Source organism: Yersinia massiliensis CCUG 53443 (assembly GCF_000312485.1).
GTDB classification, from domain to species: domain Bacteria; phylum Pseudomonadota; class Gammaproteobacteria; order Enterobacterales; family Enterobacteriaceae; genus Yersinia; species Yersinia massiliensis.
The window spans coordinates 134,929-149,333 of the sequence record NZ_HE997646.1; the positions used below are offsets into that span (position 1 = coordinate 134,929).

A 14,405-nucleotide genomic window follows, 5' to 3' on the forward strand; every position below is an offset into this window, starting at 1 on the left:
ATGAAGGGGAGCGGGATTAACCCAAGAAGAGCCCGCCAACACCCCCCCATCTATCGTAATCGCCTGCCCCGTCAAATAAGCGGATGCTGCTGAACTCAAAAACAACACTACACCGATTAAATCATCGGGATTCCCTAAACGCCCTTGAGGAATAAAGTTCTGGAACCATTTGGAACGATACTCGTCATCCCACAGGGGGCGGGTAAATTCTGTTTTAATAAACCCAGGCTCGATAGCATTAACTTGAATATTGTCCCCAACCCATTCACGGGCCATGGCCTTGGTTAATTGACTGACCGCCGCTTTTGATGCGGCATAAACTGAAATGGTATTAAAGGCATGTTTGGCGCTGAGTGAACTGATATTCACTATTTTCCCGCCCCCTTGCTTTGCCATGTAAGGTTGGACAGCTTGCGCCAGAAAGTAGACGCTGCGCAGATTGATATCAATGATGGCATCGAAATCCTCGGCGCTAACCTCTTTAATGGGTTTTCTGCGATTGACCCCCGCACTGGTGAGCAGGATATCAATCCGCCCCAACTTGTCATGCACGGTATCAACTAACTGCCGGCAAGCGGCAACATCGCTTAAATCAGCGGTGATGGATAAAGCCTTACCCCCTTCCGCCTCAATCGCTTCTTGTACCGGTTTGATACGTGCAAGGTCAATATCATGTAAGGCGACTGTCGCCCCCGCATTCGCCAACGCTTGGCTCAACACTCGCCCAATGGCTCCACCTGCACCCGACACCAACACCACTTTGCCCTGTAAAGAAAAGAGTTCTTCAATAATATTGCTCATAGATACCTTCATGTCGTCGCCTGCTGACGCGCCCGCCAGCAGTGAAATAAAATGTTAAAAACGGCTATGCTGCAAAGACCTATAATTCCACGGGTCGTGAGGGATCAGTAATCCATTCACTCCATGAACCCACATAGTGTTTGGCATTCCCCAGCCCCGCATGCGCCACCGCCAAAAGGTTCTGTGCAGCCGTCACACCAGAGCCGCAATAAAATATGGTTTGCTCAATCGGCACATCGCCCAATAAATCGGTGTAATGCTGGTGCAGCGCTTGCGGTGTTCTAAAGCGCCCGTCGCTGTCGAGTGTGTTGGCGCGATCAGCCAGCCTTGCGCCCTGAATGTGGCCGCGCACCGGATCATGATAGACACCGCCTCCGTGGAAACCCGCCTCAGAGCGGGAATCAAACACTGCCCATTCAGGGTTTTGGCGGACGTTATCGACCTGTGCCACTGTGGCAATAAAATCGGGTCGCTCTTTCGCCACAAATGTCGAGGGAATGGGTGTCGGTACCTCGGTATCGGTCGAATTGCCTGACGCTAGCCATAAAGGCCAGCCACCGTCCAATACCGCCACCGCGTCATGCCCTAGCCAACGCAGCATCCACCAGGTTCGAGATGCCGCCATCAATCCCCCACTGGCGTCATACACCACGACTTGGGTATCAGGGCCAATTCCCCACTGAGAAAGCGTATTGGCAAACACCTCAATCGGCGGTAATGGCCGCCTGCCGGTATGACCGGGAATGACGGTACCCGATAAGTCAGTGGCCAAATTGGCATAGTGCGCACCCGAAATGTGACCTGCCAGATATTGATTTTGCCCCCAGCTTTCATCATCCAACGTGAATCGCGCGTCTAAGATGACCCAATTCGTATCGTGCAGATGTTCAGCTAGCTCATCGACTGAAATGATTGTTTTATAAGTTTTTTTATCTGTCATATAACCCCTCCTGGTAAAATAACGGGTCTGCACTTATACCGGCAGGCCGGGTAGTGGAATCTGTTCCGCAATCAACCCCTGCTCTCTGAGTGCCAGCCAAAACGCGGTTGGGATGGGGGACTGAAAACTCGCTGAATTTTGCGTGACTTCAGCGGGTCGAGATGGGCCGTACAGCACACTGGCAACGGCGCTGAACCCCAGCGGGAATTGCAACGCTGCCGCCGCCAGCGGAACCGCAAAGTCGGCCGCGATGGTTTGCAGTTTTCTGACTTTATCGGCAACGGAATTCGGCAACTTGCCATAGTCATAACGCGCATCATCATGGATACCGGTCGCCAATACGCCGGAATTAAACACGCCACCAATGACGATACCGGCCCCCTGTTGTTGCGCCCGCAGCAGTTCGTCAGCGTAAAGGGTCTGTTCCAGTAAGGTGTAGCGCGACGCCACTAAAAACACATCTAAGGGGTAGCGATCCAAAAAGCGGTTAATCATGCCTGCTTCATTGATGCCCGCGCCGAACGCAGCAATCTCCCCTGCCGCTTTCAACTCTTCCAGCGCTTTGAAACCACCCGACTCCAGCTCTTTTAGCTTGTCGAGCAAATCTTGCTCATTCGGGAAATAGCCGGTATCTAAGTCGTGGATATACAAAATATCGACTTTATTAATCCCCAAGCGCTGGAGGCTATCCTCATAGGAACGCATAATGCCGCCATAGGAATAATCATGAACATGATCAAAGGCTAAGCCGCCTTGCCAAGGGGCGGTTTGAAACGTTTTTCGAGTATGAGGCGCGAATAAACGCCGACCCACTTTGGTTGACAGCACATAGTCATCTCTGTCTTTGCGATACAAGAATCGACCGGTTCGATGCTCGCCTTGTCCGCGCCCATACCAAGGTGCCGTGTCATACAGCCGGATACCGCTATCCCATGCGGTTTCCAATGTTGCTTGCGCGTCCTGCTCGGTAATTTCCTCGAATAATTCGCCGAGTGGGCAAGTGCCCACCCCAACCGTGGGTATCTGAAACCCTGAGTTGCCCAATGGCCGCGTGTTAGTTAGTCCCATGATGTCTCCTCGCGTCACTTAATCTCTCTCGGGCCGTTCTAGCCGCCCAGTCGACGCTGATAAATAGGCCGCTTCAAGCAAACCGTAAGTTAATAAACTGTCTCGCCCCGAGGTATCCGGTTCGCGATTTCGGCGTAAACAGTCAATAAAATGGCGCTGCGTGTGTACCACACTGTCTTGAATTTGCGTCCAGGGCTCACGGGTCCATGAACGTGTGTCAGGTGCTATTTTTTGCAGTGTGGACTCACCATTTTTGTGCAGAGTCAGTTCTTGATTCAGCCCGATTAATAACGTGCCTGCCGTCCCTTCAATCTCAACGCCTGTCTGCGGGAAGGGGTCAGGGTAGCGCCGTGAGGCATAGCTAAAATCCAATACCGTTGTGGCACCATTGTCATGGGTAAGCAGCAGCGTGGCGGCATCTTCACCGGCGATCCCCTCTTTGATTTGCTGGGTGCGGCAAAAAACACCGTCCACCTCGCCAAAGAGAAACCTCGCTAAATCCAGTAAATGGATGCCGACATCCATGATCATGAAACGCTTCACGTTGATCAGGTAGGGCTGGTTCGAATAGACATCAATGGCGGTGCGCCACGAGAGCCGGCCAAAGGTTAATTCGCCTAATTCACCCCTAGCAATAATCTGCTTGGCGGCGCTGAAAACATGCTGAAAGCGAAAGTCCTCATGCACCATCAAGGGTACATTTGCTGCCTGTGCGAGGGCCACCATCCGACGGCATCCCGCCAGATCAGGCGCAAACGGCTTTTGCACAATCACGGGAATCTGGTGCGATACCGCTAGCGCCACCAATGTTTCATGGGTTTCCATCGTGGTGGGCAGATCAACGAAATCGAGTTTTTGTGTCGCAAACAGCGCATTAACATCATCGGTGTAATGCGCGATGCCAAATTTCGCTGCCGCCGTTTTGGCTTTCTCGATATCCAAATCGCAGACCGCCACGATCTCAACATCTTCAATATCATTCCAACCTGCCAGATGGTTCTGGGCAAAAAAGCCACAGCCCACCACCGCGCCTCGTAATCTTGACGTCATTTCGTTATTTTCTCTGATAGCTGATTTTTGCTACTGCATAGGCATCCAAATTGATGCCCTGACCGATATCCTGCTCTTCACTGTGTTGGCGGAAAATAGCGGGTGATAACGCCGCCTGTTCACTGTGAGCAACATCTAAGATGCGCACCTGAGCTATGTCCACATCCGCGAGCGTGACATTCACGGGGTCGCTAGCAAGATTGGCGATGAGTAAGACATGCTTATCGCCATCGACCCACCCTAGAACCGCCAGTTTTTCACTGTTCGATGTGGTTTCGAGGCGCGGTTTTCCGCTACCAGAAGCTAAGTCGGCTACCACATGGAACAACGGATACACCGCGCCTTCAGCCTGCTCATCCCACCACTGACGCGCATAGGGCTGCTGGGTTGATACCACGCCAAACGGCCCCGTTGGTGCGCCCAAGACCAAGGTATCGATCCCATGTTCAGCCACCACGGCGGCGTAACCGACATGCCATGCCGCCGCCAATAGCCCTCTTTGACGTGGATCATTGGCGGCTAGCCCCACTCTGGCAGAGTCCGGATTCGCCACCGGTCCACTGCCATAGGGATTGAGCCGTGCACCAATGCCAATCGGGCCAATGTGATAAGGCACGCTTTCGGCGGCCGCCTTGTCAGCACTGATAATTTGTCTGGCCGACCGAATGATATGCGGCAGTGATTGCAAGGTTTCGACAACGGAGGCATCGTCTGCCGCATGCACCGTCGGAGCCGTCGCGTGAGTAATAAAGTCAAATGCTCCCGCCGAGGGGCGCTTGCGGTTGAGTTCCGTAAAGAAGGCCGGACTCCCCCCGCCAACAGCCAGCGTCGGAAAGGCTTTTTTAGCTTCGCTGTAGATTGCCGTATCTGTAGGGGATGGCGGTCGCACCTCACCCGGCTGGAATGAACGCTCATCCACTTTTGGGAAGATGGCGACAGAGATGGGTGAAATGCCGACGATTTTCAGCCATTTCGCCGCCTGTACAATTTCTGGCGCAGGGTCATGACTGGCCGACAGCAGTAATTCAAACGCCACCGGTAAATGCGCGTCAGAAGCCAATTGGCTAGCCGCCGCAAGTTGATCAATCGAGTGCTGAGCAGCAGGGTCAAAACGCAGCAATAGGTGAACAGGGCCAAGCGCTGCCAACTGAGAGGCATAAGGAATAGCATCGGCACTTTCATTTGCTGAAAGCCCTAAACCAATGGCAGGGAGAGTCTGTTTTGTCTTTCTCCCCACCGTCACACGTACCGATTGAGCCGTATTAGCCGCCGGTTCATCCGGTTGCGAAATGGCGTGGTCATGAATATTGATGGTGACCGATTGGTGCGTCACTTGCTCAGGCAACAAGCGATAAGGGTAAGGCAGACCAATTGGGCGGCTGTATATTTTAAAGGACGCATCCGACCAATTACGATGATCTTCGGCCTCAAAAATATCACCCTCAAAACGAGTCACCACCGAGAGCCCCTCAATCGGCCGATGGGTTATCGCCCGAATATCAAAAATGGGCTGCCCAGGGCTAATGGCCTCGGGGATCGTTAATGCTGCGCTTTCCCCTTGCGCATGTTCGACTTGGATTTCTGTCCCCGCAAATCCAGCGAGTGGATACAACACCACGAATCCAGTGCGGTTGGTATCAAAGGGCGTCTCTGCCGCAATCCGCGCCGTGGCTGACAATACGCCATCGCTACGCCCCGCAAAATGGAGATCGACTCTGACCCGCTCGTCGCCATTGACGTATCGCGCTTGATAGCTCACTTCAAAAGCATGATCACTCTGCTGAATATCCAATCCGCTAATTTGCGGTTCGGGCGTTCCCCAGCCCGGCGTGCGAACTAAAAAGGTCAGTGCGCGTAACACCTCGACACCGCGCCAACGAATCCAGCGTAAAGCGCCATGATCAAACTCAACGGATAAAGATGCGGCTGACAGGGTAAATTTCGGCGTCTCGACAACAGAGGTGCCGGTGAGAAAGACCGCTCTGCTCATCGTTTTTGCCTCTTGATAAAGATATCAAATGTCACTGCTGCCACAATGATGATGCCAATCAGTAATTGCTGGATGTACGGCGAGATATTCAAAATGACCAGCCCATTGAGCAGTACACCAATCAGTAAGGTGCCAATCACTGTTCCCCAAATACTGCCCGTGCCGCCATACAAACTGGTGCCACCGATCACCACGGCGGCTATTACATACAATTCATACTGATTACCCGCCACGGCTTCAGCGGAATTTAGGCGCGCCGTCAGTAAAAAGCCGCCTAGTCCCGCGAGTAATCCGGTCAACACATAAACACTGGTCACCACACCTTTCACGTTCAGGCCACATAAACGCGCCGCTTCAGGGTTGGATCCAATGGCATAAATTGAGCGGCCATAACGGGTAAAGTGCAGGGTTACTGAGGCGATAATCGCCACTAACGCGAACACAATCACGGGCACCGGAACCGGCCCAATCATGCCCCGCCCCCACCATCCCAAAGCGTCATCAAACCCACTCACTGGACTGCCGTTACTTATCATCAACGTCAGACCACGAAATACCGTTAGCCCCCCGAGGGTCACGACAAATGCAGGCACGACCAAGCGTGCGATAATCAATCCTTGCAATGCACCGGCCAATCCGCCAGTGAGAATGGCGGCCAATGCTGCCCATTGCCAGCCTATCGCTCGCCCATCAGCAAAAAACATAAACTGGCCTTCAATGCCGCCCTTAGCGACCACGGCGGCAACCATTCCCGCTAAAGCCGCGATGGCCCCGACGGACAAATCAATGCCTCGGGTCAAAATAATGAATGTCATCCCGACGGCGATAATGCCGTAGATAGACACTTGCCGGACGATATTAAAAAGATTGATTGATGAGAGAAAACGCGGAGCCAATAACGTAAATAGCGCCATCAATAGCACCAGAAAAATAAGCGGCGCGTAACGTGCTAACGTTGCTTTATTCTTGTGGCCGTCTTTGTTTCCAATCTGAATTGGCGAGCTCATAGTCATATCTCTAATCCAATAAATTAAGTCACACTTGCGGAATATGGCGCGTCATCAATTGCATGACGTTCTCTTCATTGGCTTCATGCGCCGACAATTCGCCCGTTAATTGGCCCGCGTGCAGCGTGAGAATGCGGTCACTGACCGCCAGAACTTCAGGTAAATCAGAGGAGATCAAAATAATCGCCACGCCTTTTGCCGCCATGTCACGCAGCAAACGATGGACATCCGCTTTGGCGGCGATATCCACTCCTCGCGTCGGTTCATCGACAATCAATAGCACTGGGTGCTGAGCCATCCAGCGAGCCAGTACCACCTTTTGTTGGTTTCCCCCTGACAGGGTGGCGATTTTTGCCTCAAGGCTGACGGCGCGCAGGTTGAGCTGCTTTTTGAAATCGAGAAAGGCGAGGCGCTCACGTTGGCGATCAATAAATTGGCGTGCCGTGCGCGCAGGTGAATGAATGATCGCGAAATTCTCTTCTACCGTCAGAGACATAAATAACGCTTGTTGCTTGCGATCTTCTGGTACCAAACCGATACCGGCAGCAATCGCATCTCGGGGAGAGGATGGACGATAAACTTTCCCCTGAAGGCGTAATGTGCCGCTGCCGATGGGGTCAGCACCAAATATCAGCCGAGCAATTTCTGTTCTGCCTGCGCCCACTAACCCCGCAAAACCAACAATTTCACCGGCTTTCACCGTAAAACTGACCTTGCGTACGCTGACGCGATCGACACCCACTCCCGCACTTGACAGGTTTTCAACCTCTAGGATGGTGCTATCGGTGACGCCACGTGCCCTGTGGTCAACACCCGCTAAATCACGCCCCACCATGAGGCGAACCAAGTGGTCAATGGAGACATCCTCAACCGCCCCTTGCCCCACCAATTGACCATCCCGTAATACCGTGTAGGTTTCACATAAAGATTTAATTTCTTCTAGCCGATGGCTGACATAAATAACCGCAACTCCGCTGGCTGCAATGGTACGCACTACCTGTTTTAATTTTTCAACTTCCGTGGGACTTAATGCCGCCGTTGGCTCATCCATAATAATTAAGCGAGGTTTAGACGTTAATGCCCGCGCAATTTCAACCAACTGCTGTTCTGCAATACTTAATTCAGCAATTCGGCGTGATGGATTAATCGACACCCCGAGTAATGCCAATACTTGGCGCGCATCATTATTAATTGCATTCCAACGAATAAAGCCAAATCGATTAACTGGTAGATGCCCAGCAAAAATAGTTTCAGCGACAGTTAAATCAGGGAAAAGGCTAAATTCCTGATGAATAGTTGTAATACCGGATTTCCACGCATCCAGTGGTTGATTAAATGATATCTCGCGGCCTTGCAATATAATACGACCGCCATCCGGCTGATGTACGCCACTTAATAGATTAATTAGCGTCGATTTACCCGCGCCATTCTCCCCTAATAGCGCTCTTATTTCCCCGGTTTGCAAAGAAAAAGAGACACTATCGAGCACGGTCTGACCAAAAAATGATTTAGTCAGATTCCGGACACTAATATATTCATCTCTATCCTGATCCCCCGCCAAAGAATCAGGATGTGAAGATAATGATAGAGTATCGAGTGACATTATTTTACAAGCCCAATACGTTCTGCATCATTTAGGTTTTCACGGGTAATCGCCACTGGACTGACTAATACGTCTGCTGTTGCTGGACGCGCGCCAGTACGGATGTAATCGGTCAGAATTTTGACCGCTTCACGGCCTTGTTTCCCCGGATACTGATCGACGGTGGCCGTGATCACCCCGTCACGTACCGCTTTCAATGCATCCGTTGAGCCATCGTAACCAAAGATAGCAATCTTGCCCTTCAGGCCGCGTGCTTCAACCGCTTGAGCCGCCCCCAATGCACTGTCGTCATTCCCTGCAACAATCACCGTTGGCGGCGTTGCCAAACCGGTTAATAGATTTTCGGTGACCGATAAACCTTGGTCACGGTTAAAGCGGGCTGTTTGCTCAGCTACAAATTTGTACAGCTCAGGATGTTTGTCTAACGCGTCATGCACCCCTTTACTGCGGTCATTAGCCGTTTTATCCCCTGGGATACCCTGCAAATTAATAATGGTGGCCCCTTGAGGGAATAATTTCGCGACTGCTTCCCCTTGGTGTTGCGCCCCAATTAAATTATCTGCCGCTACATTCGCAATCACCTCGGGTACGCCATTAACGGGGCGATCAATCGTCACGACCGAAATACCTTCTTTAATGGCAGTACGTAATACCGGTGCTAAGGCTGTTGCATCCGCAGGTGCAATAATAATGCCATCAACCCCTTGAACAATTGCCGCTTCAATATCAGCAATTTGCTTCGGCGCGCTTAATTGACCATCAGAGCGAATGATTTTTACATGCCCTAATTTTTTAGCTTCATCTTCAAGTTGTTCTTGTAGAAAAACAAAATGTGGGAAGCTGTATGATAATGCAGAGACTAAAATCGTGACGTCTGCATCTTTACCTTTCGGTGCCGCATTGGCAGAAAGTGCAACTGTACTCAGAGCAATAGCTAATGTTGTGAATAAATAAGTTATTTTGCGCATAAGATAATACTTCCCCGTTATATAAAACCATCTAATTCAGATAAATTATAAAGATAAATTCAAAAAATCGATTAATTAAAATCGCTGTTGGTCTTTTTGGTAAAACGAATTGAATTTGACTATATCACGAGGGAAGTTAATTAAAATGGCAGTCCTACAGAATATTTTCACCTTTAATTATGCGAAAAATAGAATATCAATTTCAGCAAAAGCACTCGCTAAAAAGACATAATGAATTTGGCGATACGAGGGTTCAACACGTCGCCAGTTAGGGTATTAGCTGCCAGAGGTTGGGGGTAAAGTCAGTAGCGGGTAAGTAATAAAATAGATGCGCCAAGCTATGACGCATTGAAATGGCGTTTAGAGTTATAGCGTATCAGACGAGATTAATATTCCTGATCCACTATCAGCCGCTTACCCAGCATGATGCTGTCTTGGGTTTCATAATCGAGCTTTTCATACATGCCAATCACTGCGTCATTGTCTTCGCGCACCATGATATTCAGCTTTGGGCAGCCGCGGGCAATCAATTTCTTTTCTAACCGGCTGATCAGCGCATTGGCAAAGCCACGGCCACGGAAATCAGGATGGACCCCCAGATAATAGGCTGAACCACGGTGCCCGTCATAACCGCCCATCACTGAGCCGACTATTGCCCCGCTGACCTCGGCAACTAAAAATAATTCGGGATCATGATTCAGCTTACGCTCAATATCCATTTCCGGATCATTCCAAGGCCGCAGCAAGTCGCAATGCTCCCACAGCAGAATTACTTCTTCAAAATCGTCTTGCTGAAATACGCGGATTTCCATGGATGTTCGCACCGTTGAATAAAATGGACGTTTTGATTATACCCAAAATAATGACGATTACAGCTAACCCCTTGTCACTTCAAGTCAGAAAGGCCTACTGAGGGGATTAATCCACACTGACGGTACAACAATCAGGGGAGATCGAGGTATACTTAGCCCCTGAACATTTCTAGGTTACAAGTAGAACCCCGCTAATGAATTTACCCGATATCGCCCAAATCAAAACCTATCTGCTCGATTTACAGGATAAAATCTGTGTTGCATTGGCTGCGGCGGATGGCAGTGCGACCTTCACAGAAGAGAACTGGACCCGCGAAGAAGGGGGTGGCGGTCGTAGCCGCGTGTTGGTAAAGGGTGCGGTATTTGAGCAAGCGGGGGTTAACTTTTCCCATGTTTCTGGCGCGACATTACCGGCATCAGCCACTGCGCATCGCCCCGAATTAGCTGGCCGGAGTTTTCAGGCACTTGGCGTATCTCTGGTTATCCACCCCCTTAGCCCTTATCTGCCCACTAGCCATGCGAATGTGCGTTTCTTTATTGCCGAGAAGCCCGGCGAAGATCCCGTTTGGTGGTTTGGCGGTGGCTTTGATTTAACGCCATTTTATGGTTTTACGGAGGATGCTGTTCACTGGCATCAAACTGCCCATCAGCTTTGCCAACCCTTTGGTGATCAGGTTTATCCACGCTATAAAAAATGGTGCGATGAGTATTTCTTTATTAAGCACCGTAACGAAGCCCGAGGTATTGGCGGTTTATTCTTCGATGATCTCAATAGCCCCGATTTTGACACCTGTTTCCGCTTCACGCAGGCGGTCGGTGATGGCTTCCTCGACGCCTATTTACCCATTGTTGAGCGCCGCAAAACCTTAAGCTGGGGGGAACGTGAACGTCAGTTCCAGCTTTATCGCCGTGGCCGATACGTTGAATTTAATCTGGTTTGGGATCGCGGTACGCTATTTGGCCTACAAACCGGTGGGCGCACAGAATCAATTTTGATGTCTCTGCCGCCCTTAGTGCGCTGGGAATATAACTATCAGCCAGAGGCAGATAGCGCAGAAGCGGCATTGTGCCGTGATTTTCTGCCGGTCAAAGATTGGCTGGCCGTAGGAGAACATCACTGATGCAAATTTGGGTTGATGCAGATGCCTGTCCGAATGTGATTAAAGAGGTACTGTTTCGCGCCGCGGATCGTACCGGCATGATGGTGACACTGGTGGCAAACCAGCCGCTGAAAACACCGCTTTCAAAGTTTATTCGCACTTTGCAGGTCGCTTCTGGCTTTGACGTTGCCGATAACGAGATTGTGCAGCGGGTGGAAAAAGACGATCTGGTGATTACTGCCGATATTCCATTGGCGGCTGAGGTGATTGAAAAAGGCGGTATTGCACTGAATCCACGCGGTGAGCGCTACACCCCAGATACCATCCGTGAGCGTTTGAATATGCGCGACTTTATGGACACCATGCGTGCGAGCGGCATTCAAACCGGTGGCCCCAATACCCTCAATCAGCGAGATCGTCAGCAATTTGCCAATGAGTTAGATAAGTGGCTACAGCAGGCCCGCAAAGCTCGCTGAGAGATTTATCCGCAAAGAAAAAACCCGCACAAGGCGGGTTTTTGTTAACTGACGCAGTGAAACAACACGTCTTTACAGCGGCTGGGTTTGCGCCTCCACCACGGCTAACGCCACCATATTGACGATACGCCGCACCGAGGCAATCTGCGTCAAAATATGAATCGGTTTTGAAACGCCCATTAATACTGGCCCAACAGTCACGCCTTCCGAAGAGGTCACACGCAGCAGGTTATAACTGATTCGTGCCGCTTCCATATTCGGCATAATCAGAATATTTGCCGCCCCTTTCAATGGACTGTCCGGCATCAGGTTATGACGGATACTTTCCACTAACGCCGCATCGCCATGCATCTCACCGTCAATTTCCAGTTCTGGGGCCATCTGATTAACCAATTCCAATGTCCGGCGCATTTTACGCGCGGCTGGACAATCAGAAGAGCCAAAGCTGGAGTGAGATAACAATGCAACTTTCGGCTCGATACCGAAGCGGCGCACGGTTTCCGCTGCCATTAAGGTGATCTCCGCCAACTGCTCAGGGGTAGGATCATCGTTCACGTAAGTATCTGCAATAAAGGTGTTACCGCTTGGCAGTAGCAGCGCATTCATCGCCCCCGCCACATGAGCACCCTCGCGGAAGCCAAACACTTTTTCGACCACATCATAATGTTCATGATAAGTGCCGATAGTGCCACAGATCATCGCATCAGCTTCGCCGCGATGCACCATGATGGCCCCAATCAGCGTTGGATTGCCAATCACGGCACGACGAGCCTGTTCCTGCGAGACACCACGGCGCTTCATGATTTGATAGTATTCATGCCAATATTCGTTAAAGCGTGGGTCAGACTCATTGTTGACCACTTCGAAATCTTTCCCGATGGCAATTTGCAGGCCCAATTTCTTCAGGCGAGTTTCAATCACACCTGGGCGGCCAATCAAGATAGGGTAAGCCAGCCCTTGCGAAATCAGCTCTTGGGTCGCGTGCAGAACGCGCTCTTCTTCCCCTTCTGCCAACACGACCCGTTTCATCTCTTTCTTCGCTTGCGAGAAGATCGGCTTCATAAACAGATTGGTTTTGTAAACGAATTCCGTCAGTTTTTCGATGTACGCATTAAAGTCAGTGATAGGTCGCGTTGCGACACCGGAATCCATCGCAGCTTTGGCGACTGCGGGCGCAATTTTGACAATCAGACGGGGATCGAATGGTTTCGGAATAATGTATTCAGGGCCAAAGGAAAGATCTTGCTCACCATAAGCTGATGCCACCACATCACTTTGCTCAGCCAGTGCTAAGTCAGCAATGGCATGCACACAAGCCAGTTTCATCTCTTCGTTAATGGTGGTTGCGCCCACATCGAGCGCGCCACGGAAGATAAACGGGAAGCAGAGAACGTTATTGACCTGATTCGGGTAATCCGACCGACCGGTGCAGATGATCGCATCTGGGCGCACCGCTTTTGCCAGTGGCGGCAAAATTTCAGGCTCTGGGTTCGCCAGCGCCAGAATCAGTGGACTCGGTGCCATGGTTTTCACCATGTCTTGGGTGAGAACACCTGGGCCGGAACAGCCGAGGAAAATATCCGCGCCTGGCATGGCATCACCCAACGTGCGCTGGCCTTTATCCTCAATGGCGTAAACGGCTTTGGTTTCCGCCATATTGGCTTCACGCCCCTTATAGATCACGCCTTTAGAATCGCAAACAGTGATGTTGTGATGTTTTAATCCCAGTGCAACCAGCAGATTTAAACACGCAATTGAGGCGGCACCCGCCCCTGATACCACCAGTTTTACATCGCTGATATCTTTTTTCACTACCCGCAAACCATTGAGCACCGCAGCAGTACAGATAATCGCAGTACCATGCTGGTCATCATGGAATACGGGGATCTTCATGCGCTCACGGAGTTTCTGCTCAATATAAAAACACTCAGGTGCTTTGATGTCTTCCAGATTGATGCCGCCAAAGGTCGGTTCAAGCGAGGCGATAATATCAATCAGTTTATCGGGATCGTGTTCATCGATTTCGATATCAAAAACATCGACGCCGGAGAATTTTTTAAACAGAACGCCTTTACCTTCCATCACCGGTTTACCGGCTAGCGCGCCAATATTCCCAAGCCCTAGCACGGCCGTACCGTTGGAAATGACGGCAACCAAATTGCCACGCGCGGTGTATTTGTAGGCGGCAGAAGGATCAGCCGCAATTTCCAAACAGGGGGCAGCTACGCCGGGAGAGTATGCCAGCGCCAAATCCCGTTGGGTCGCGAGCGGTTTGGTGGGTGACACTTGAATCTTCCCTGGTGTGGGGAATTGGTGGAAATCAAGCGCACTCTGTTTCAATTGTTCGTCCATTGTAGGTTCCCTTTTGCTTTTATGCTTTGAGGTGGTATGACCAAGAGCAGAACCAGTATAGTGAGTCATTTAGCACAAACTATGAACTAGGGCATACTCTGCATAACATTTTTGCATCAATCAGGGAATTTGCTTAGCAATCAAAAGGGAATATCAACAATTTGCGGGATGATCAGTGTTCGGGGAACGCCAAGGACGACAATCCTTCCCCAAAGTCATTGGCGTTGCAGCAAGGCAG

12 protein-coding genes are annotated in these 14,405 nt (G+C 50.8%); 2 read left to right on the forward strand and 10 right to left on the reverse strand.

Annotation, left to right across the window (positions count from 1 at the left end; translation table 11 throughout):
- The 9 genes from BN68_RS15400 to BN68_RS15440 all read right to left on the reverse strand — a co-directional run.
- On the reverse strand, positions 1-801 hold an 801-nt coding region (locus BN68_RS15400), incomplete at its 3' end, for an SDR family NAD(P)-dependent oxidoreductase (RefSeq protein ID WP_019212059.1).
- A gap of 79 nt (positions 802-880) precedes the next feature.
- A complete protein-coding gene (locus BN68_RS15405; protein ID WP_019212060.1) occupies positions 881-1,741 on the reverse strand; it encodes a sulfurtransferase in 861 nt (286 codons plus the stop codon).
- A 33-nt stretch (positions 1,742-1,774) separates the two neighbouring features.
- Positions 1,775-2,809 (reverse strand): aldo/keto reductase, encoded by a 1,035-nt coding sequence (locus tag BN68_RS15410; RefSeq protein ID WP_019212061.1) that lies wholly within the window; start codon positions 2,807-2,809, stop codon positions 1,775-1,777.
- An 18-nt stretch (positions 2,810-2,827) separates the two neighbouring features.
- Positions 2,828-3,859, reverse strand: coding sequence for a Gfo/Idh/MocA family protein (locus BN68_RS15415; protein ID WP_019212062.1), 1,032 nt, complete (start codon positions 3,857-3,859; stop codon positions 2,828-2,830).
- Positions 3,860-3,863: 4 nt separating this feature from the next.
- Positions 3,864-5,849, reverse strand: a complete 1,986-nt coding sequence (locus tag BN68_RS15420; protein WP_019212063.1) for a hypothetical protein — start codon at positions 5,847-5,849, stop codon at positions 3,864-3,866.
- Positions 5,846-6,856, reverse strand: a complete 1,011-nt coding sequence (locus BN68_RS15425) for an ABC transporter permease (RefSeq protein WP_019212064.1) — start codon at positions 6,854-6,856, stop codon at positions 5,846-5,848. Before BN68_RS15425 ends, BN68_RS15420 begins: the two co-directional genes overlap by 4 nt.
- Positions 6,857-6,884: 28 nt before the next feature.
- Positions 6,885-8,459: a sugar ABC transporter ATP-binding protein gene (locus tag BN68_RS15430; RefSeq protein ID WP_019212065.1), complete on the reverse strand. Its 1,575-nt coding sequence runs from the start codon at positions 8,457-8,459 to the stop codon at positions 6,885-6,887.
- A complete protein-coding gene (locus tag BN68_RS15435) occupies positions 8,459-9,427 on the reverse strand; it encodes a substrate-binding domain-containing protein (protein WP_019212066.1) in 969 nt (322 codons plus the stop codon). Before BN68_RS15435 ends, BN68_RS15430 begins: the two co-directional genes overlap by 1 nt.
- Positions 9,428-9,813: 386 nt before the next feature.
- Positions 9,814-10,239, reverse strand: a complete 426-nt coding sequence (locus tag BN68_RS15440; protein WP_019212067.1) for a GNAT family acetyltransferase — start codon at positions 10,237-10,239, stop codon at positions 9,814-9,816.
- Positions 10,240-10,433: 194 nt separating this feature from the next.
- Between BN68_RS15440 and hemF the strand changes: the two genes are divergently transcribed.
- Positions 10,434-11,360 (forward strand): oxygen-dependent coproporphyrinogen oxidase, encoded by a 927-nt coding sequence (gene hemF / locus BN68_RS15445; protein WP_019212068.1) that lies wholly within the window; start codon positions 10,434-10,436, stop codon positions 11,358-11,360.
- The gene (locus BN68_RS15450; RefSeq protein WP_019212069.1) at positions 11,360-11,815 is read left to right on the forward strand and encodes a YaiI/YqxD family protein; all 456 of its coding nucleotides are present in this window, start codon (positions 11,360-11,362) and stop codon (positions 11,813-11,815) included. Before hemF ends, BN68_RS15450 begins: the two co-directional genes overlap by 1 nt.
- Before the next feature lie 72 nt (positions 11,816-11,887).
- Here the strand turns inward: BN68_RS15450 and maeB are convergent, their stop codons facing one another.
- The gene (maeB, locus tag BN68_RS15455) at positions 11,888-14,167 is read right to left on the reverse strand and encodes an NADP-dependent oxaloacetate-decarboxylating malate dehydrogenase (protein WP_019212070.1); all 2,280 of its coding nucleotides are present in this window, start codon (positions 14,165-14,167) and stop codon (positions 11,888-11,890) included.
- Positions 14,168-14,405: the final 238 nt, after the last annotated feature.